Raw genomic sequence first — 18084 nt, forward strand, 5'->3', positions numbered from 1 at the left:
GGCCCGGCATGACGCAAGCCACGGGTCATAAAGCCTTTGACCCAACGGGCAAAAATGCTAGGAGCCAAGCCTGAATTCGAGGATTTTGCGAACAAATCATGGATGCCAAGGCTTTGAAGATCGAGGCGGCACGCGCCGCCTTGGGCTATGTCGAGAGCGGAATGCGCCTCGGCATCGGTACGGGTTCGACGGCCGAAGAGTTCGTCAGGCTGCTTGCCGAAAAGGTTGCAGCCGGCATGAAGGTGATCGGCGTGCCGACCTCCGAGCGCACTGCCGCCCTGTGCCGCGAATTGTCGGTGCCGCTGTCGACGCTCGACGAAACGCCTGAACTCGACCTCACCATCGACGGTGCCGACGAGATCGACCCGGCGCTTTCGCTGGTCAAGGGCGGTGGTGGCGCGTTGCTGCGCGAGAAGATCGTGGCCGCCGCTTCGGCGCGCATGGTGGTCATCGCCGACCAGACCAAGCTGGTCGACGCCCTTGGGCGCTTCCCTCTGCCTATCGAGGTCAATCCGTTCGGCCTCAAGGCCACCGAAATCGCCATCGCCAAGGCAGCGGCAAATCTCGGCCTCTCCGGGCCGCTGGTGCTGCGAAAAACAGGCGGCGAGACCTTCGTAACCGACGGTGGACATTTCATTATCGATGCATCTTTTGGCCGCATTCCCGATACAAGAGCGCTTTCTGATGCCCTGCACGCCATCCCAGGCGTCGTGGAGCATGGCCTCTTTCTCGGCTTGGCCACCGTTGCCGTCATCGCCGGCACAGACGGTGTCAAGACCGTCCATCCGACCCGCTAAACAGGAGTTCTACTCATCATGATTTTGACAAACCGGCTTCGCGGCTTCTCCGTCATGGTGGCGGCTTCGGCATTCGCGGCGATCGCGTTCTCGGCCCAGGCCCAGGAGATCGGCGAATCCCATCTCAAGGCGGCCCATGCCGCCATCGCGGCGATCCACGCCACGGATTCCTTCGACGGGATCCTGCCGCAGGCGGCTGCAGCGCTGAAGCAGCAGCTGATCCAGCAGAACCCGGACATGCAGGAACTGATCACCCAGACGGTGGACGAGAACACGCTGGCGCTCGCTTCGCGCCGCGCTGATCTCGAAAAGGAATCGGCGCTTGCCTATGCCAAGGCCTTCTCCGAGCAGAACCTCAACGACATCGCTGCCTTCTACAATTCCGAAGCCGGCAAAAAGCTGATCGAGAGCGGCCCGATCGCTTCGCGCGAATTGGTCAAGGCTGCCGATATCTGGCAGAACGGCATCGCTCGCGATCTGGCCCAGCAGGTCGGCGAGAAGCTCAAGGCCGTTGCCGGCACCAAGGCTCCGGCAGCCGAGGGCGCAGCCCCGGAAGCGCCCAAGAAGTAATCCTCCGCGACCAACGGTCACGATCCAAAAGCCCGGCAGTTGCCGGGCTTTTCTTTTGGTGCCTCTGCCACTACCTGTGACGCACCAAATCGCAGCGCTTCAGCCGGCAATCGAAAAAACGGTTTCGGCGCCCGGAATACGCTGTTCAAACGACATCGGAGACACCCGCGCTCCGACCGCTGGAAGGACCATCATGGCTCAGTATGACTACGACCTCTTCGTCATCGGTGGTGGCTCCGGTGGGGTGCGGGCGGCGCGGGTTGCGGCGGCACTTGGCAAACGTGTCGCGCTGGCCGAGGAGTTCCGCTTCGGCGGTACCTGCGTGATCCGCGGCTGCGTGCCCAAGAAGCTCTATGTCTACGCCTCGCAGTTTCCCGAACATTTCGAGGATGCGGCCGGCTATGGCTGGACTGTCGGCGAAGCCAAGTTCGACTGGTCGAAACTGGTTGCCAACAAGGAGCGCGAGATTTCGCGGCTCGAGGCGATCTACAAACGCAATGTCGAAGGTTCGGGCGGTGAGACGTTTCATTCTCGGGCCGTGCTCGTAGATAGCCATACCATCAGGATCGAGGCGGAAGGCCGGATCGTTACCGCCGACCAGATCCTGATTGGCACGGGCGGGCGGGCTGCCGCGCATCCGGCGCTGCCCGGCCACGAGCACTGCATCTATTCGAACGAAGTCTTTGACCTTCCCGAATTGCCCAAGGCGATCATGATCGAGGGCGGCGGATACATCGCCGTCGAATTCGCCAACATCTTCCATGGCCTCGGCGTCGAGACGACGCTGGTCTATCGCGGCAAGGAAATCCTCAGCCGCTTCGACATGGATCTCCGGCGCACACTGCACGACACGATGGTCTCCAAGGGCATCCGCATTCTTTGCCCGGCGGTCTCGGAGGAGGTCGTCAAGCGGGCCGACGGGCGCCTCGATGCGCGTCTCAACACCGGCGAGGTGCTGACCGTCGATCAGGTCATGCTGGCCATCGGCCGCACGCCCAATACCGAAAATCTTGGCCTCGAAGCCGCTGGCGTCGAGATGGACAAACAGGGCGCCATCGTCGTCGACCGTTTTTCGCGCACCAATGTGCAGAACATCTGGGCCGTTGGCGACGTCACCAACCGCGTTCAGTTGACGCCGGTCGCGATTCACGAGGCGATGTGCTTCGTCGAGACGGCGTTCAAGAACAACCCGACCGAGCCCGATCACGATTGCGTGGCCACGGCTGTATTTTCGCAGCCCGAGATCGGTACCGTTGGCCTCTCCGAGGACGAGGCGGCCAAAAGGTTCAAGCACCTCGAGATCTACCGCACCAGCTTCCGCCCGATGCGCCATACGCTGTCGGGCAGGCAGGAAAAGATGCTGATGAAGCTGGTTGTCGACGGCGACACGCGGCTGTTGCTGGGGGCTCACGTGCTGGGTCCCGATGCCGGCGAGATGGCGCAGCTGCTCGGCATCACGCTCAAGGCGGGCCTCACCAAGGACGATTTCGACCGCACGATGGCGGTTCATCCGACTGCGGCGGAAGAGCTTGTGACCATGTACAAGCCTACCTATCTCGTGAAGGACGGTGTTCGGATCGACGGTTGAGCGCGCGTGCCAGACGGCACGCAACCTTGGGTTCGATCTCACGCCTGATACGGGGTAGTATAGCGGCTCCTCATCGTGTAAAGAGCCGCGTTCCCGCAATGGCGGGCTATGGCGCGGGTGAGGTGCCCGTTAGCGAACTTTTTAGGTGCGAACATGACGAAATGGTCACCGAATTCCTGGAGAAGCATGCCGATCCAGCAGGTCCCGGCTTATCCGGATGCTGCGGCGCTCGCGGAAACGGAAGCTCGTCTCGCAACCTTTCCCCCCTTGGTTTTTGCAGGTGAAGCGCGAAAGCTGAAAAAGCAGCTCGCTGCCGTCGCCAATGGCCAAGCCTTCCTGCTTCAGGGCGGCGATTGCGCCGAAAGCTTCGTCGAACATGGCGCGGACAACATCCGCGACTTCTTCCGCGTCTTCCTGCAGATGTCGGTCGTGCTGACCTTCGCCGGCGCGCAGCCGGTGGTGAAGGTCGGCCGTATTGCCGGCCAGTTCGCCAAGCCGCGTTCGTCCGACAACGAGACCAAGGGCGACGTGACGCTGCCGAGCTATCGCGGCGACATCATCAACGGCCCGGGCTTCGACGAGAAGTCACGCGTGCCCGATCCGGCACGCCAGGAGATGGCTTACCGCCAGTCGGCGGCGACGCTTAACCTTCTGCGCGCCTTCGCTCAGGGCGGCTACGCCAGCCTTGAGAACGTGCACCAGTGGATGCTCGGCTTCGTCTCCAACAGCCCGCAGGGCGAGCGTTACGAGGCGCTGGCCAACCGCATCACCGAGACGATGGACTTCATGAAGGCCGTCGGCATCACCTCGGAGACCAACTACGCGCTGCGCGAGACCGACTTCTACACCAGCCATGAAGCCCTTCTGCTTGGCTTCGAGCAGGCGCTGACGCGCGTCGACTCGACCTCGGGCGACTGGTACGCAACGTCGGGCCACATGCTGTGGATCGGAGACCGCACCCGCCAGGTCGACCACGCCCATGTCGAGTACTGCCGTGGGGTGAAGAACCCGCTCGGTCTCAAGTGCGGCCCGTCGATCACCCCGGACAACCTGCTCAAGCTGATCGACCAATTGAACCCGGACAACGAGGCCGGCCGCCTGACGCTGATCGCTCGCTTCGGCAACGACAAGGTCGGCGATCACCTGCCGAAACTGATCCGCGCCGTCGAGAAAGAAGGCCGCAAGGTCGTCTGGTCGTGCGATCCGATGCATGGCAACACGATCACGGCTGCCGGCTACAAGACGCGCCCGTTCGACCGCATCCTCAGCGAAGTGCAGAGCTTCTTCGACATCCACCGCTCCGAGGGCACGCACCCAGGCGGTATCCATGTCGAGATGACCGGCAAGAACGTCACCGAATGCACGGGTGGCGCGCGCGCCATCACGGCAGACGAACTGCAGGATCGCTACCACACTCATTGCGATCCGCGCCTCAACGCCGACCAGGCGATCGAACTCGCCTTCCTGGTTTCGGAACAGCTCAGGAAGAGCGCGCCGACCCCGGAGAAAAAGGCCGTCAACGCCTGATCCGTAGACGCGTTCAATCGATCAAAAAGGCGCCGGTTTCGACCGGCGCCTTTTTCATTTGCGGACCCAGCGCATGTCCTTGAGACGCGGATCGCCAGCGAAGCTTTCGCGATCGAAACCGATGCGTCGCTCCGGGAATTCGCAGATGGCCTGGACGCCCGACGGCCCCAAGCGGATGCGCCAGGTCTGCCGCTCGACGGGGGCCGGTTTGGAAAATGTGCGACAGGTGAGCAAGGCGAGGTTGGCGCCACCTTGGGGATCACGCACCGAGCGATAGCGGATGGCCTCGATGCCGGCCTCGCGCGCGGCGTCGGCCAGTTGCTGGCAAGCGGCATAGTCGGTCGGATGCGTCCAGGCAGGCGCATCACTTAGCAGTGGCGGCAAGGTGAGGTCGGTCACGCCGGCGGCTTTGATGCTCGCCGAGAAGGCGGTGTACTCGGCCGCGTCGCTGGGCCAGGGCGTGTCGGGCGATTCCGAAAAGAACAGCAGGCGATAGAAAGCCATTTCGGCGACGGCAGTCTGCACCTTCTCGGCGGCGTAGTAGACACCGAGCGACTTGCCGGCGCGGCGGAAGCGCGATCCGGTGGGATAGTTCGAGCCGTAGCGAAACGGCGTTGCCAGCAGATAGTGCAGCTTGCGGCATTCGACCGGCACGATCGGCTTGGTCGCCTCGACGAGTTCCTCGAGCAGTGCCTGCTCGTCGAGGTCGTCGACGAGCTTCAAGGTGGATACGCGATGCTGGGCCTCGACCAGCCGCCAGCAGCGGCCTTCGAGCGCACGCGCCTCAGACGAGAGCGCGGCGGGCGTCCAGGTAGGCAATGACATCGACGAGCCCGGATATGGTTGCGATCTTCTCGCTTGGCGTGGCGCCGAGCGCCGTGTTGTCGTTGCGTAGCCAGGCCCGAGCGACCGACTCGTCGCCGCCGACTATGGCGTCGAGCGAGCGGAACAGGCGGACGAACAGGACGGCGAGTTCGAACGGCTTGCTGCCGGCTTCCAGGGCGAATTCCTGCTTGCGCATCCTTGAAACCGTGGCCTCTGAGACGCCGATGACGGCGGAGAGGGCCTTGGCGGTGATGCCCAGCATGTCGGCGGCGCGCAACGTCGCCTTGGTGATGACGGTGCCTTGTGTGGCCGATGGCGCCGGATTTTGATGGCTTCGCATTGGTCTTTCCATTTCTCTGGAAAATATAGTCCATCAAAATTCATATGGAAAGGCCTTTGACGAAGCGATCAGTCCTTCTTGTACAGCATCCAGTTCTTGCCCTGGCGCTCGGCGATCGTCGAATAACGGGTGACGCGATTGCGGCCGATCAGCTTGGAACGGTAGAGCGCGCGGTCTGCCTTGGCGTAGAGATCTTCCGCGCTTTCGGCATCGGAGGCCATGCAAACGCCCATTGAAACCGTCACCTGGCCGCAGTTGACGCCGGGCTGGATTTCCTTGAGTTGCGTCTGCGCAACCAGCAGGCGAACCCGATCGGCGATCTCGAAGGTGGCTTCCTCGGTGGTGCCCTCGACGATCAGCGCGAACTCCTCGCCGCCGGTGCGGGCAACGAACATGTCGCGATGGACGCTCGACTGGAAGATGTCGGCGATGATCCGCAGGATCTTGTCGCCGACGGGATGGCCGTGCCGGTCATTGATGTCCTTGAAACGATCGATGTCGGCGAGGATCAGGGCGCTGAACAGGATGCCCTTGTTGTCGTTGTAGATCCTGGCGATCCTTCGGTCGAAGGCGCGGCGATTCCAGATATGGGTGAGAGGGTCGGTGTCGGCGAGCTTCTTGTACTCTTCGAGCTTCGACTTGACGCTCTCGAGTTCGCTCGACTTGTCGCCGAGCGTGCTCGCCACCTGCTTGCCGTGATCTATGGTCGAGGCGGTGGCGACGGACATGACGCCGACGATCTTCTGCAGCAGTTCCTGCGACATCGCCGTGCGGCTGTTCAACCCGCTGGACGTTTCGTCGAGCACCTTGCCGTAGCGTTCCAGATGGCTTCGCTCGTTCCGAAGCAGGCTGGCGACGCCTTCAAGCTCGCGCGCCAGAATATCGCGTGCGTGTTCGACGATGCCCTGGCCATGATTCTGGGCGAAGAACTTCCGGCCGATCAGGTCCAACTGGTCCTGGGTCGGACGATTGCCGAGTGCGATGACTTCGAGGCTGAGCGCCGGGTTGGTGCCGGTCAGCGCTTCATAGAAGATCTCGTAGTTGCGCGGCAGGCCGATGACTCCCATCTGGGCCATCGTCGCCACGACACTGCTCGCAATATCATTGCCTCGGTCTGTCGGGGCGGCTGCAGAATGCATGTATGTCCCGTTTCAGTTGGCCAAACGGTCGCTTCCATGCCGGCAAAGCGCTGGCGGGCGACCGGTCGGGGGGCGAGCGGCGAGATGAGAGTGCTTGCAACGACGCAGGTCCCCTCTGCGCTCATCACTTCTATCGACCTCTAATTTAGGCTGGCTAAGGTTTCCTTAATTTGCAGCGATGTTGCGTTCATTTTTCTACCACAGGGTGTATTTTCCTGCCGGCGGATGCCGCCAAGACCTCGGCAGCATGTTCGATGTCGCAAACTCTCACGCATCGCCTCTTGTTCAGGACCAATCTGGATGTGGCCATGGAGGAGCAGGAAATGGACGAGTCGAACAAAGGGTCATGCCTGTGCGGGGCCGTGCGGTTTACTACGACGGGCCCGCTGCGCGGCGTGGTCTATTGCCATTGCAGTCAATGCCGGAAGCAGAGCGGGCATTTTTATGCGGCGACCAGCGTTGCCGATGGTGAACTGGAGGTACAGGGCAGCGAGCACATCACCTGGTATGCGGCCTCGGATTTCGCCCGGCGCGGCTTTTGTAGCCGTTGCGGGTCGCTGCTGTTCTGGAAGGCGCATAGCGAGCCGGACATCTCGATCATGGCGGGCTTGTTCGACGCCGCCGACGGGCTTGTCGGTTCCTGCCACATCTTCGTCGGCCAGAAGGCCGGCTATTACGAGATCAATGATGGCTTGCCCCGATATGAGCGATCATCTCCGGAGGTTGCGGTCGCAGCTGATTGAACAGTCGCGCCCCTGCCGTTCACAATCGGTGAACGCTTCGTCGCTCGGCGGAGGTCTGCTCGAAGCGGCCTGCGAGGCGTATATCTGGAGCAAGGAGAAAGAAAATGAACTCGTTGCCCACACTCTTCATCTCGCATGGCGGCCCGGACATCGTTTTGGCCGACACGCCGGCGCGCCATTATCTCGAAACCGTCTCGGACCTGATGCCGAAGCCGAAGGCGATCGTCGTCGTTTCGGCGCATTTCGAGACCGACGGTGTCGCGGTGGTGACCGATCCCAAGCCCGGCATGATCTATGACTTCGGCGGCTTTGCCCCGGAACTCTACAAGATGGTCTATCCCGCCGCGGGCGAACCGGCACTGGCGACGAAGGTTTTCGGCATGCTCGAGGCTGCCGGTCTGAAACCGCACACCTATGAGAAGCGCGGCTATGACCACGGCACCTGGACGCCGATGAAACTTGCCTTCCCTGATGCCGACATTCCGATCGTGCAGGTGTCGATCGATCCGAACCGTGACGCAGCCTGGCACTATGCCATCGGCAAGGCGCTGGCGCCGTTGCGTGAAGAAGGTGTGCTGCTGATTGGCTCGGGTCACGTCACCCACAATCTGCGCGCCTATTTCTCGACGCTGAGGCACGGTGCTGAGGCCGACCCCGTGCTGGCCGGCAAGGTGAAGGCCTTCACCGATTGGTTCGCCGAAAAGCTTGTGTCGGGCGACACCGATGCGATCCTCCATTGGAAGCAAAAGGCACCGTATCCGTCGGAGAACCATCCCACCGACGAGCATCTGATGCCGATCTTCTTTGCCTATGGGGCGGCAGGCGAGGGCGCAAAAGGGCGTCGCGTGCACGATTCGGTCGATCATGGCTTCTTTGCCAACGATTCCTATCTGTTCGACTGATCGCCGAGCGGCTAAATGATGCCCCTTCGATTGAGCTGAAAGGGCATTTCATGGATCGGCTGGTCAAGGCTTTCCAGAATTCGGTGCGGGCGTTCTCGCGGTTGATCCGCACCGAAGCGGCATTCCAGCAGGAGATCATGCTGCTGGTTGCAGCACTGCCGCTCGGCTGGTTCGTGGCCGCGACCTGGAGCGGCTATGCGCTACTGATCGGCTCGATCCTTTTCCTGATCACCGTCGAGGTGCTCAACACCGGCATCGAGGCGACTTGCGATGCGGTCAGCCGCGAGTTCAATATCGACATCCAGCTTGCCAAGGACTGCGGTTCGCTCGCCGTGCTGATCTCGATCGTGATCGTGCTCGGCGTCTGGAGCTTCGCGATTGTCGAGCGTCTGCTCGGCCTTCCGATCTGAGGAAAGCATACCCATATGTCGGTTACCAAAGGAGACCGACATGGCCGACCAAGCCGATATACATCATCTCGAAACGCGCGCAGGCTTGCCGGATGATCTGCGCTGGCTGGTCGAAAAGTACCCGCGGGAGGATTGGCAGGCCCACGACAACGTGCACGGCATGGCGTCGATGTGGCTACAGCGCCACGACATGTTCCGCGAACTGGGCGGTACGCTTACCGGCGGCATCGGCGACTATCGCGAGGGCAGGCTGGATGCGCAGGGCTTCGCGCGCTGGTTCGCACCACGCCTCAACTACTTTCTCGGCAATCTCGATGGGCACCACAATGTCGAGGATCACCACTATTTCCCTGTTTTCGCCAATGCCGAGAAGCGCCTGAAGCGCGGCTTCGAGATCCTCGACGCCGACCATCACCTGATCCACGAGGCATTGGAACGCAATGCGGAGACGGCAAGCGCCTTTCTTCGTGCGCTCAAGGAAAGCGAAGACAGGCAGCGCTTTGCGGCGGATGCCTATGCCGACGAGAATGCGCGGCTGGTGGCCATGCTGACCCGGCATCTCGACGATGAGGAAGATTTGATCATTCCACTGATCCTGGATCGCGGCGACCGCGAACTCGGTATCGGCTGAAGCCTATTCGCGCGGCTCCTTTTTCGCGACGTGGCGGGCGAGCAGCCACGCCGCGATCGCCACGACAACGCCGATGCCGAGCCCGATCAGCAGGCGCTGGTGTCCTTTGAGTGCATCGCCGATGATGTGTTCGGCACCGAGGCCGAAGACATATCCCAGACTGACGAAAAGCGCTGCCCAGACCAGCGCGGACAGCGCGTTCAACGCCAGGAAGACCGGAACGGGAATGCGTGACAGTCCGGCAGCGATGCCGCCGGCCAACCGCATGCCGTAGATGTAGCGGTTGGCCAGAACAAAGAGATTCGGATGGGACTGCACCATCCGGTAGGCGTGGCTGAAGCCCGGCCGTCGCCGCAGCAATCGTACCCACTTGTGGTTCGAGAAACGGCGTCCCAGCACGAAGAACAGCGTGTCGCCGAAAAAGGCGCCGGCCGACGCCGTGGCAAAGGCCTGCCACGGTGAAAACACCTGCTGATGGGCAAAGAAGCCGCCGAGGATGGCAACGCTTTCACCCTCGGCCATGCAGCCGATGAACACTGCCAACAGCCCGAAGCGCTCGACGAGGTGATGGATCGTGTCGATCATGGAGCAGGCGGCTCGCCTGTGGCGGGAACAGCAATGCGCCAGACAGGGTTGGCGACTGCGCGGCTCCGGACGCGCAGGATGATGATCTCCCGGAAACGGATCTCGTCGAGCTTTTCGTGCAGAGCCATGATTTCGATTTCGGCCTTGTGGGTGACGGCACGGTGAAGGCGCCTGCTTGGCAGCCGCAAATCCATATAAGAAGATATTCGCAGGCGGCGCCAGAATGCGGGCGAGGAGGGACCAACGATGGACTTTGCCAAGATCAGGGCGCGGGCTGCCGAACGCAAGGGCGGCGAGGCGGTGCTCGAATCATTGCTCGGCCCCGCGTCCGACAATGCAGCACTCGCCAAAATCACTGATGACCGCATCCTCTCCACCATGGCCGAGCGGGTCTTCGCCGCCGGTTTCGTCTGGCGGGTCATCGAACAGAAATGGCCGGGGTTCGAGGAAGCCTTTCTCGGCTTCGAGCCGAAGCGGCTGTTGTTCCAGCCCGACGATTTCTGGCACGAGCTGGCTTCGGACAAGCGCATCGTGCGCAATCCACAGAAAATTCGTTCGGTGCGCGACAATGCGGCCTTCGTCGAGCACGTATCGAAGGAGCATGGCGGTTTCGGCAAGTTCCTGGCTGCCTGGCCTGCCGACGACCAGGTCGGGCTCACCGCCTATCTTGGCAAGCACGGCAGCCGTCTCGGCGGCAACACCGGGCGGTACCTGTTGCGCTGGCTGGGCTGGGACACGTTCATCCTGTCGCAGGATATGATCCTGGCGCTGCGGGATGCGGGTCTCGATATCGGCGAAGCGGCGACGTCGAAGAAGGATTTGGCCAAGGTGCAGGCCCAGATCAACGAATGGGCGGCGGTGACCAAGCTGCCGCGAGCGCATATCTCGCGCATCCTGTCGATGTCGATCGGGGTCAACCACTCGGCCGACGAACTCCGCTCCTATATGGGCGAATGATGGTCCAATCGATCGCCATTGCCCCCCACCGATACGCAGGCTAAATCGCTGACATGACGAAAAAATCGATCCCCGACGTCCTCCGCATCGCTGTTGCCCAACTCAACCCGACGGTAGGCGACATTGCAGGCAATCTCGCCAAGGCGCGCGAGGCACGCGCCGATGCCGCGCGCCAGGGTGCCGATCTCGTGCTGTTCACCGAACTGTTCCTGGCTGGTTATCCGCCGGAAGACCTAGTGCTCAAGCCGGCCTTCCTCGCGGCTTGCGAGCGTGCGGCCGAGGATTTCGCCAAGGACACCGCCGACAACGGCCCCGGAGTCATCATCGGGGTGCCGCTCAAGCGCAAGAGCGGCGTGCATAATGCGATCATCGTCGCAGATGGCGGCAAGGTCATTGCCGAGCGTTTCAAGGTGGATCTGCCCAACTACGGCGAATTCGACGAGAAGCGCGTTTTCCAGGCCGGTCCCGACATGCCCGGGCCGGTCAATTTCCGCGGCGTGCGCCTGGGCATCCCGATCTGCGAGGACATCTGGGGCGAACTCGGTGTCTGCGAGACGCTGGCCGAAAGCGGTGCCGAGATCCTGCTCGTGCCGAACGGCTCGCCCTACTACCGCGCCAAGATGGATGTGCGCCACCAGGTGGCGATCCGCCAGGTGATCGAGAGCGGCCTGCCGCTGCTCTACGCCAATCAACTCGGGGGGCAGGACGAACTGGTGTTCGACGGCGCTTCCTTTGCCATCAATGCCGACCATTCGCTGGCGTTCCAGATGAGCCAGTTCGAAGAGACGGTGGCTATGACGCTGTGGCGGCGTGGCGACGAAGGCTGGGCCTGCGTCGAAGGCCCGATGTCGAAGATCCCCGAACGGGAAGAGGCCGATTATCGCGCCTGCATGCTGGGCCTGCGCGACTACGTCAACAAGAACGGGTTCAAGAACGTCGTGCTCGGCCTGTCGGGCGGCATCGATTCGGCGATCTGTGCGGCGCTCGCCGTCGATGCGCTCGGCGAGGAGCGTCTGCGGGCGATCATGATGCCTTACCGCTACACCTCGAGCGATTCGCTGAAGGACGCCGAGGACTGCGCGCGGGCGCTCGGCTGCCGTTATGACATCGTGCCGATCCACGAGCCGGTCGACGGGTTTTCGCACGCGCTGACGCAGCTTTTCGAAGGCACCAAGGAAGGCATCACCGAGGAAAACCTGCAGAGCCGCGCCCGCGGTACCATCCTGATGGCCGTGTCCAACAAGTTCGGCTCGATGGTGGTGACGACGGGCAACAAGAGCGAGATGTCGGTCGGCTATGCCACGCTGTATGGCGACATGAACGGCGGTTTCAATCCGATCAAGGACCTCTACAAGATGCAGGTCTATGCGCTGTCGCGCTGGCGCAACAGCCAGGTGCCGCCGGGCGCGCTCGGGCCTTCGGGCATCGTCATCCCTGAGAATATCATCGACAAGGCGCCTTCCGCGGAGCTGCGTCCCAACCAGACCGACCAGGATTCGCTGCCACCCTATCCCGTGCTCGACGACATCCTGGAGTGCCTGGTCGAGAACGAGATGGGGGTCGACGAGATCGTGGCGCGCGGCCACGACCGCGACACTGTCCACCGCATCGAGCACCTGCTCTACATCGCCGAATATAAGCGGCGGCAGGCGGCACCCGGCGTGAAGATCACCAAGAAGAACTTTGGCCGCGACCGGCGCTACCCGATCACAAATCGATTCAGGGATCGCGGATAAGCCACTGAACGTGAATTGAAAACCACCAGAAGACCGGAGGGGTTCATGGCCGAGGTCGAGATCAGTTTCGATGCGTCGCGCATCGACTTCGACAAGACCTCCGAGGTCATCAAGGCGAGCTACTGGGGCGAGGGCCGAACCGACGGGATTCATCGCCGGGCCTTTGCCAACTCGCTCTGCCTGGGCGCCTATGTCGATGGCGAGCAGGTGGGGTTCGCGCGCGTCGTCACCGACTATGCCTGCTTCGCCTATGTCGCCGACGTCATCGTCTGGCCCGACCGGCGGGGGCTTGGCATCGGCAAGAAGCTGATCCAGGCTCTTCTCGATCATCCCGAACTTGCCAGTGTGACTGGCTTTTCGCTGCGAACTTCAGACGCGCACAGCCTCTACGAAAAATTCGGCTTCGAGGTTTCGAACGACGGCATGTATATGCGCCTGGCGCGGCAGCCGGCCACTCACGAATAGACTGAGCACGTGACTTACATAGCCTTCGTCCGAGACAACCCGCGCTGGCTGGCCGGCGGTTTTTTGCTCACCTTCTTTTCGACTTTCGGCATGACATCGTTCGTCGCGCTGTCGGCCGGCGACATCCGCCGCGACTACGGGCTTTCGCATGGCGAATTCGGCACGCTCTACATGTTCGCAACACTGGCCAGCGCCTTGAGCCTGCCGTATCTCGGCCAGATCGTCGACCGCCACAGCGTGCGCAACGTGGCGCTGTTCATCGTGCCGATGCTGGCGCTCGCGAGCGCGTCGATGGCGCTGTCGCAGCACCTCGTGATATTGTTCGTGGCCATCTACCTGCTGCGCCTGTTTGGCCAGGGCATGATGGTGCATGCCGCCTACACCGCGACCGCGCGCTGGTTTTCGGCGCAAAGGGGACGAGCGCTTTCGACCGTCATTCTCGGCCATAACGCCGGCGACGCCTTCCTGCCGATGGGTTTTGTGCTGATCTCCGCTGCGGTTGGCTGGCGCAACGGCTGGCTGCTTTCGGCAGCGGTGCTGGCGCTTGTCGCCGTGCCGGCAGTTGCCTTTCTGGTTGCCACGGACCGCAAGCCGCGCTCATCGGACCCCGTGGCGCGCCGGGTCGATGCGCGCGACTGGACGCGCGCCGAGGTCGTCCGCGATCCGATCTTCTACGTGTTGCTGCTTGGCGTCATGGCGCCGGGCCTGATCGTGACGACCCTGTTCTTCCACCAGGTCTATCTGGTGGAGCTGCGGGGCTGGTCGCTCGAGGTCTTCGCTTCGTCCTATCTGGTGACGGCGGTGGTCAATACCGCATTCACGCTGGTGGTCGGCCAACTCATCGACCGCTTTTCCGGCGTGTCGCTGCTGCCTTTCGTGTTGCTGCCGCTGGGGTTCGCCTGCCTGTTTCTGGGCCTCGTCGAAGCGCAGTGGAGTGCCTTCGGCTTCATGGCGCTGCTCGGCGTTTCGAACGGCTTGTCGACGACGCTGTTCGGCGCCGTGTGGCCCGAGGTCTACGGCCTGAAGCACCTCGGTTCGATCAGGGCACTGATCGTGGCCGCCGGGGTGCTCGCCTCTGCAATCGGACCGGGTTTGACCGGATTCCTGATCGACGGCGGCGTGAGCTATCCCGGCCAGATCTTGGCGATGGGTTTTTACTGCTTCGCCGTTTCATTCGTCCTGTTGCTGGCTTCGCGCCGAGTTCGCGCGCGGAGCCATGTCCAGGCTGCGCCTGCTGCGGCCTCAGTGTAACCAGCTACTTCCCGGAAATGCCTTCCACGATTTCGCGGCGGTCATAGACGTGGTCGACGATGCCCCAATCCCTGGCTTCCTCCGCCGTGAAGAAAAAGTCGCGGTCGAGCACGCGTGTCACTTCCTCCTCCGTGCGTCCGCAATGTTCTGCGTAGAGCCTGGTCATGCGTCGCTTGAGCTTGAGAATGTCCTCGGCATGGCGTTCGATGTCGGAGGCCTGGCCGCGGAAGCCGCCGGAGGGCTGGTGCAGGATCACGCTTGCATTGGGAAGCGCGATGCGCCGGCCGGGTGCGCCGGCCATCAGCAGGAACGAGCCCATCGAGCCGGCCGTGCCCATGCAGAGCGTTGAAACAGGGCAGCGGATGAACTGCATCGTGTCGTAGATGGCAAAGCCGCTGGTCACCACGCCGCCGGGCGAGTTGATGTAGAACGAGATTTCGCGGTTCGGGTTTTCCGATTCGAGAAACAGCAGCTGCGCGCAGATGAGCGACGCCGAATTGTCGTCGACCTCGCCGTTGAGGAAAACGATCCGTTCGCGCAGCAGTCGGGAAAAGATGTCGAAGGAGCGCTCGCCGCGGGGCGACTGTTCGACGACCATGGGGATGAGTTGCATCGTGTCGCGCATGCGCGAGATTCCTTTCATCGATGGAGTTTTTTGAACTTAGGCGACTGCGCGCATCAGGGGCGGGCTGTTTGAATTCGCCGGCGCAGCGATGGTTCTCACGGGGTCGACGCTATGGGTGAGCCGGAACCGTGTGCCGCCGTCCGGTTGTGCTTCGAGATCGAAGGTGACGTAGGTTTCGGGCTCGCTCACCGTGGCATCGTTCCAGGCGTAGCGTACGCGCGAGAAGGGCAGGGCCTCGATGATGCGATAGGCGGGGCCGGTCGTGTCCGCGGTGACCTTGTTCGCCGCCGGCACGTCGAGCCAGGTTGCGACGAATTCCGGCACCGTCAGCGCGCGCCAGACCTTTTCCGGCGTGGCTTCCAACTCGCATTCGACGACGATGGTGTCCTCGTTCGATTCCTGCCTCTGGGTGTCCGTCATTGGTCCATCTCCTTGAGCAGCGTCTTCAGCCTCTCGACGCGATCCGGCCAGAAGCCGCGATAGCGGGTGAGCCAGTCGAAGAGCGGCCGCAGACCGTCGGGGTTGACGCTGTAGTTCACATGCCTGCCGGCACGCGCTTCCTTGATCAGCCCGGCGCCGCGCAGCACGGCGATGTGCTGCGAAATCGCCGGCTGCGAAATCTCCAGCCCTTCGCGCAACTCCGTAGCGTTTTTCTCTCCCGCGGTCAGCCGATCGAGAACGGCACGGCGGGTGGGATCGGACAGGGCGCGGAATAGGTCAGATTCGTTCATGGATTTGAGATAAGCATACACTTATCTGTTGCGCAAGTGGGGACCGATTTCAGCCCCTGTTCTGGCACAACAGGCTTCGGTCCAGACCGGGACTTGGCGAAGCAACGATGCTCGGCTATAAGCAACTCCTTCGCGGCCACTAACAGGGAGGTCTGAATGCCAGAACATGACATGTCCTCCCGAGGTTCGAACCGAGGTCGTTGACCTCGCGAACCGCCCTCGGCGTCTTTTGTTCCCGACGCCGCCGTACCGCGACTTCCTGATTCCATAAGAATTATTCGTCGCGCCTTTTGCACTTCATTCTATTGGGATGGCGTCGGTTTTCGGCGCCTCGATGACATCATGGCTCGTTTTCGTATCGACCTGCGCGGCGGCGCCTTCCGCAGCGTTCTGGGATTCACTTTCAGGCACTGGAAGCACCAACCGGTGCGGCTTGTCCTCATCTCGGCTGCCGTGCTCGTTTCGACGATGGCCGACGTGCTGACGCCGCTCTATTCGGGTCGGCTGATCGACGCCGTTGCCAGCGGTGCCGCGACCGACGCGGTGGCGTGGGATGCGGCCTTGGCGGCGTTCTTCACGCTGCTGGCGCTGGCCTCGGGTTCGCTGGTATTCCGCCACATCGCGTTTGCCGGCATCATCGAGCTGACGCTCAAGATGATGTCGGACATCGCTCACGACGCATTCCACCGCGTCCAGCGCTTTTCGACTGACTGGCATGCCAACAGCTTCGCCGGCTCAACGGTGCGCAAGGTGACGCGCGGCATGTGGGCGCTCGACCTGCTCAACGACACGCTGCTGGTGGCACTGCTGCCGTCCATCGTGATGCTACTGGGATCGACCATCCTGCTGGGTTGGCACTGGCCGATGATGGGCCTGATCATCGCCGCAGGCTCGCTGATCTTCATCGCGCAGACGGTAGTGATGTCGCTCGGCTTCGTCGCTCCTGCCGCAAGCCTTGCCAACAGCTGGGACACGCGGCTTGGCGGCTCGCTCGCCGATGCCGTCAGCTGCAACTCGGTGGTCAAGGCGTTCGGCGCAGAAGAGCGCGAGGAAGGCCGGCTCGCCAAGGTGATCGCCAAGTGGCGCCACCGCACGGCGAGGACCTGGATGCGCGGCACGATCAACGGCACGTCGCAGAACGTCACCCTGGTTCTGCTGCGCGCCGCGATCATCGGCTTTGCGTTGATGCTGTGGGCCGGCGGGCAGGCCAGTGCTGGCGACATCGCCTTCGTGCTGACCTCGTTCTTCCTGCTGCAGGGCTATCTGCGCGACGTCGGCATGCACATCCGCAACCTGCAGCGCTCGGTCAACGACATGGAGGAACTGGTCGACATCCAGGGTCAGCCGCTCGGCGTCGCCGACCGGCCCGGCGCCAGGCCGATCCAGATCCGCGACGGCGGCATCGAGTTCGAGAACGTGACGTTCCACTACGGCACCCACGCGCTGCCGCTCTACCGGGACTTCTCGGTGTCGATCAAGCCGGGCGAACGTGTCGGCCTTGTCGGTCACTCAGGTTCGGGCAAGACGACGTTCGTCAAGCTGATCCAACGGCTGTACGACGTCGGCAGCGGCCGGATCGTGATCGACGGGCAGGATATCGCCAATACGACGCAGTCCTCGCTGCGGTCGCAACTGGCGATCGTCCAGCAGGAGCCGATCCTGTTCCACCGGTCGCTGGCCGAGAACATCGCCTACGCCCGGCCCGGCGCGACGCAGGCCGAGATCGAACACGCGGCGAAACTCGCCAGCGCGCATGATTTCATCCAGCGCCTGCCCAAGGGCTATGGCACGCTGGTCGGCGAACGCGGCGTCAAGCTGTCGGGCGGCGAACGCCAGCGTGTGGCAATCGCACGGGCATTCCTGGCGGATGCACCGGTCCTGATTCTCGATGAGGCGACGTCCAGCCTCGATTCGGAGTCGGAGGTGCTGATCCAGGAGGCGATGGAGCGGTTGATGGTCGGACGCACGACGCTGGTCATCGCGCATCGGCTGTCGACGGTGCGGGCGCTTGACCGGCTGCTCGTCTTCGATCGGGGCGAGATCGTCGAGGAGGGCAGGCACGAGGCACTGGTTCGCCTCGACGGCGGCATCTACCGCCGGCTGTTCGAACGCCAGGCGCTGGAGCTGACGAAAGGCCTGGTCTGATCTTGTAAGGGCCGCGAGATGATCGCGGCCCTTACTTCGTTGGCAAACAGATGTAGCCCCATTGGTCAGCTTCCATTCGGGGCAATCTTGCATTATCTCTGAAACAGAGGTGCGGGG

21 protein-coding genes are annotated in these 18084 nt (G+C 62.6%); 13 read left to right on the forward strand and 8 right to left on the reverse strand.

Features of this window, described 5'->3' with window-relative positions; all coding sequences use genetic code 11:
* Positions 1-98 precede the first annotated feature (98 nt).
* The 4 genes from rpiA to O1Y97_RS14890 all read left to right on the forward strand — a co-directional run bounded on the left by rpiA (position 99) and on the right by O1Y97_RS14890 (position 4482).
* Positions 99-797 carry a ribose-5-phosphate isomerase RpiA gene (rpiA, locus tag O1Y97_RS14875; RefSeq protein WP_318761521.1) on the forward strand — a complete coding sequence of 233 codons (699 nt, stop codon included), beginning with the start codon at positions 99-101 and terminating at the stop codon, positions 795-797.
* Between the two features lie 18 nt (positions 798-815).
* Positions 816-1367 carry a DUF2059 domain-containing protein gene (locus O1Y97_RS14880; protein ID WP_108607918.1) on the forward strand — a complete coding sequence of 184 codons (552 nt, stop codon included), beginning with the start codon at positions 816-818 and terminating at the stop codon, positions 1365-1367.
* Positions 1368-1560: 193 nt separating this feature from the next.
* Positions 1561-2955, forward strand: coding sequence for a glutathione-disulfide reductase (gor, locus tag O1Y97_RS14885; protein ID WP_318761522.1), 1395 nt, complete (start codon positions 1561-1563; stop codon positions 2953-2955).
* Positions 2956-3108: 153 nt separating this feature from the next.
* On the forward strand, positions 3109-4482 hold the full coding sequence (locus O1Y97_RS14890; protein WP_108607920.1) for a class II 3-deoxy-7-phosphoheptulonate synthase: 1374 nt from the start codon (positions 3109-3111) through the stop codon (positions 4480-4482).
* A gap of 54 nt (positions 4483-4536) precedes the next feature.
* Here O1Y97_RS14890 and O1Y97_RS14895 read toward each other — a convergent pair whose 3' ends face one another.
* From O1Y97_RS14895 to O1Y97_RS14905, 3 genes are all read right to left on the reverse strand, one after another.
* Positions 4537-5307 carry an RES family NAD+ phosphorylase gene (locus O1Y97_RS14895; RefSeq protein ID WP_108607921.1) on the reverse strand — a complete coding sequence of 257 codons (771 nt, stop codon included), beginning with the start codon at positions 5305-5307 and terminating at the stop codon, positions 4537-4539.
* A complete protein-coding gene (locus tag O1Y97_RS14900; RefSeq protein ID WP_108607922.1) occupies positions 5267-5647 on the reverse strand; it encodes an MbcA/ParS/Xre antitoxin family protein in 381 nt (126 codons plus the stop codon). Before O1Y97_RS14900 ends, O1Y97_RS14895 begins: the two co-directional genes overlap by 41 nt.
* A 68-nt stretch (positions 5648-5715) precedes the next feature.
* Positions 5716-6786, reverse strand: coding sequence for a GGDEF domain-containing protein (locus O1Y97_RS14905; protein WP_183260772.1), 1071 nt, complete (start codon positions 6784-6786; stop codon positions 5716-5718).
* 323 nt (positions 6787-7109) lie between these two features.
* Here O1Y97_RS14905 and O1Y97_RS14910 point away from each other — a divergent pair, with 323 nt between their 5' ends.
* The 4 genes from O1Y97_RS14910 (at position 7110) to O1Y97_RS14925 (ending at position 9472) form a co-directional block, all read left to right on the forward strand.
* Positions 7110-7529, forward strand: a complete 420-nt coding sequence (locus O1Y97_RS14910; protein WP_318761523.1) for a GFA family protein — start codon at positions 7110-7112, stop codon at positions 7527-7529.
* A gap of 104 nt (positions 7530-7633) precedes the next feature.
* Positions 7634-8431, forward strand: coding sequence for a DODA-type extradiol aromatic ring-opening family dioxygenase (locus O1Y97_RS14915; RefSeq protein ID WP_183260777.1), 798 nt, complete (start codon positions 7634-7636; stop codon positions 8429-8431).
* Positions 8432-8481: 50 nt separating this feature from the next.
* Complete coding sequence (locus tag O1Y97_RS14920) at positions 8482-8841, forward strand: diacylglycerol kinase (RefSeq protein WP_318761524.1); 360 nt, start codon at positions 8482-8484, stop codon at positions 8839-8841.
* A gap of 40 nt (positions 8842-8881) precedes the next feature.
* Positions 8882-9472, forward strand: coding sequence for a hemerythrin domain-containing protein (locus tag O1Y97_RS14925; RefSeq protein ID WP_318761525.1), 591 nt, complete (start codon positions 8882-8884; stop codon positions 9470-9472).
* Between the two features lie 3 nt (positions 9473-9475).
* On the opposite strand, the gene O1Y97_RS14930 is transcribed toward O1Y97_RS14925, so the two are convergent.
* Together O1Y97_RS14930 and O1Y97_RS14935 are read right to left on the reverse strand one after the other, a co-directional pair.
* On the reverse strand, positions 9476-10057 hold the full coding sequence (locus tag O1Y97_RS14930) for a DedA family protein (protein WP_318761526.1): 582 nt from the start codon (positions 10055-10057) through the stop codon (positions 9476-9478).
* On the reverse strand, positions 10054-10185 hold the full coding sequence (locus O1Y97_RS14935) for a hypothetical protein (RefSeq protein ID WP_318761527.1): 132 nt from the start codon (positions 10183-10185) through the stop codon (positions 10054-10056). The genes O1Y97_RS14930 and O1Y97_RS14935 overlap by 4 nt, the downstream gene beginning before the upstream one ends.
* A gap of 118 nt (positions 10186-10303) precedes the next feature.
* Between O1Y97_RS14935 and O1Y97_RS14940 the strand changes: the two genes are divergently transcribed.
* The 4 genes from O1Y97_RS14940 to O1Y97_RS14955 are packed head-to-tail and all read left to right on the forward strand — an operon-like array spanning position 10304 to position 14466.
* The gene (locus O1Y97_RS14940) at positions 10304-11014 is read left to right on the forward strand and encodes a DNA-3-methyladenine glycosylase I (protein ID WP_318761528.1); all 711 of its coding nucleotides are present in this window, start codon (positions 10304-10306) and stop codon (positions 11012-11014) included.
* Positions 11015-11067: 53 nt separating this feature from the next.
* Positions 11068-12750: an NAD+ synthase gene (locus O1Y97_RS14945; RefSeq protein WP_108607930.1), complete on the forward strand. Its 1683-nt coding sequence runs from the start codon at positions 11068-11070 to the stop codon at positions 12748-12750.
* Positions 12751-12795: 45 nt separating this feature from the next.
* The gene (locus O1Y97_RS14950) at positions 12796-13215 is read left to right on the forward strand and encodes a GNAT family N-acetyltransferase (protein ID WP_318761529.1); all 420 of its coding nucleotides are present in this window, start codon (positions 12796-12798) and stop codon (positions 13213-13215) included.
* A 9-nt stretch (positions 13216-13224) separates the two neighbouring features.
* Positions 13225-14466 carry an MFS transporter gene (locus tag O1Y97_RS14955; protein WP_318761530.1) on the forward strand — a complete coding sequence of 414 codons (1242 nt, stop codon included), beginning with the start codon at positions 13225-13227 and terminating at the stop codon, positions 14464-14466.
* Positions 14467-14470: 4 nt separating this feature from the next.
* On the opposite strand, the gene O1Y97_RS14960 is transcribed toward O1Y97_RS14955, so the two are convergent.
* Genes O1Y97_RS14960 through O1Y97_RS14970 form a run of 3 tightly spaced genes read right to left on the reverse strand, consistent with a single transcriptional unit; the run spans position 14471 to position 15822 of the window.
* Positions 14471-15091 carry an ATP-dependent Clp protease proteolytic subunit gene (locus O1Y97_RS14960; protein WP_318761531.1) on the reverse strand — a complete coding sequence of 207 codons (621 nt, stop codon included), beginning with the start codon at positions 15089-15091 and terminating at the stop codon, positions 14471-14473.
* Positions 15092-15127: 36 nt separating this feature from the next.
* Positions 15128-15511, reverse strand: coding sequence for an SRPBCC family protein (locus O1Y97_RS14965; protein ID WP_318761532.1), 384 nt, complete (start codon positions 15509-15511; stop codon positions 15128-15130).
* A complete protein-coding gene (locus O1Y97_RS14970; protein WP_318761533.1) occupies positions 15508-15822 on the reverse strand; it encodes an ArsR/SmtB family transcription factor in 315 nt (104 codons plus the stop codon). The genes O1Y97_RS14965 and O1Y97_RS14970 overlap by 4 nt, the downstream gene beginning before the upstream one ends.
* A gap of 342 nt (positions 15823-16164) precedes the next feature.
* Here O1Y97_RS14970 and O1Y97_RS14975 point away from each other — a divergent pair, with 342 nt between their 5' ends.
* Positions 16165-17967 (forward strand): ABC transporter ATP-binding protein, encoded by a 1803-nt coding sequence (locus O1Y97_RS14975; RefSeq protein ID WP_108607936.1) that lies wholly within the window; start codon positions 16165-16167, stop codon positions 17965-17967.
* The last annotated feature ends 117 nt before the right edge of the window (positions 17968-18084 follow it).

The sequence above is a fragment of the Aminobacter niigataensis genome (assembly GCF_946995915.1).
GTDB lineage: Bacteria > Pseudomonadota > Alphaproteobacteria > Rhizobiales > Rhizobiaceae > Aminobacter > Aminobacter niigataensis.

Excerpts from the sequence above, each read along its gene's own strand:
- O1Y97_RS14905 (WP_183260772.1), bottom strand. The coding sequence starts at position 6,786 with ATGCATTCTGCAGCCGCCCCGACAGACCGAGGCAATGATATTGCGAGC.
- O1Y97_RS14930 (WP_318761526.1), bottom strand. The coding sequence starts at position 10,057 with ATGATCGACACGATCCATCACCTCGTCGAGCGCTTCGGGCTGTTGGCA.
- O1Y97_RS14915 (WP_183260777.1), top strand. The coding sequence starts at position 7,634 with ATGAACTCGTTGCCCACACTCTTCATCTCGCATGGCGGCCCGGACATC.
- O1Y97_RS14920 (WP_318761524.1), top strand. The coding sequence starts at position 8,482 with ATGGATCGGCTGGTCAAGGCTTTCCAGAATTCGGTGCGGGCGTTCTCG.
- gor (WP_318761522.1), top strand. The coding sequence starts at position 1,561 with ATGGCTCAGTATGACTACGACCTCTTCGTCATCGGTGGTGGCTCCGGT.
- O1Y97_RS14970 (WP_318761533.1), bottom strand. The coding sequence starts at position 15,822 with ATGAACGAATCTGACCTATTCCGCGCCCTGTCCGATCCCACCCGCCGT.
- O1Y97_RS14910 (WP_318761523.1), top strand. The coding sequence starts at position 7,110 with ATGGACGAGTCGAACAAAGGGTCATGCCTGTGCGGGGCCGTGCGGTTT.
- O1Y97_RS14940 (WP_318761528.1), top strand. The coding sequence starts at position 10,304 with ATGGACTTTGCCAAGATCAGGGCGCGGGCTGCCGAACGCAAGGGCGGC.
- O1Y97_RS14890 (WP_108607920.1), top strand. The coding sequence starts at position 3,109 with ATGACGAAATGGTCACCGAATTCCTGGAGAAGCATGCCGATCCAGCAG.
- O1Y97_RS14975 (WP_108607936.1), top strand. The coding sequence starts at position 16,165 with ATGGCTCGTTTTCGTATCGACCTGCGCGGCGGCGCCTTCCGCAGCGTT.
- O1Y97_RS14950 (WP_318761529.1), top strand. The coding sequence starts at position 12,796 with ATGGCCGAGGTCGAGATCAGTTTCGATGCGTCGCGCATCGACTTCGAC.
- O1Y97_RS14880 (WP_108607918.1), top strand. The coding sequence starts at position 816 with ATGATTTTGACAAACCGGCTTCGCGGCTTCTCCGTCATGGTGGCGGCT.
- O1Y97_RS14895 (WP_108607921.1), bottom strand. The coding sequence starts at position 5,307 with ATGTCATTGCCTACCTGGACGCCCGCCGCGCTCTCGTCTGAGGCGCGT.
- O1Y97_RS14925 (WP_318761525.1), top strand. The coding sequence starts at position 8,882 with ATGGCCGACCAAGCCGATATACATCATCTCGAAACGCGCGCAGGCTTG.
- O1Y97_RS14945 (WP_108607930.1), top strand. The coding sequence starts at position 11,068 with ATGACGAAAAAATCGATCCCCGACGTCCTCCGCATCGCTGTTGCCCAA.
- O1Y97_RS14960 (WP_318761531.1), bottom strand. The coding sequence starts at position 15,091 with ATGCGCGACACGATGCAACTCATCCCCATGGTCGTCGAACAGTCGCCC.
- O1Y97_RS14935 (WP_318761527.1), bottom strand. The coding sequence starts at position 10,185 with ATGGCTCTGCACGAAAAGCTCGACGAGATCCGTTTCCGGGAGATCATC.
- rpiA (WP_318761521.1), top strand. The coding sequence starts at position 99 with ATGGATGCCAAGGCTTTGAAGATCGAGGCGGCACGCGCCGCCTTGGGC.
- O1Y97_RS14900 (WP_108607922.1), bottom strand. The coding sequence starts at position 5,647 with ATGCGAAGCCATCAAAATCCGGCGCCATCGGCCACACAAGGCACCGTC.
- O1Y97_RS14965 (WP_318761532.1), bottom strand. The coding sequence starts at position 15,511 with ATGACGGACACCCAGAGGCAGGAATCGAACGAGGACACCATCGTCGTC.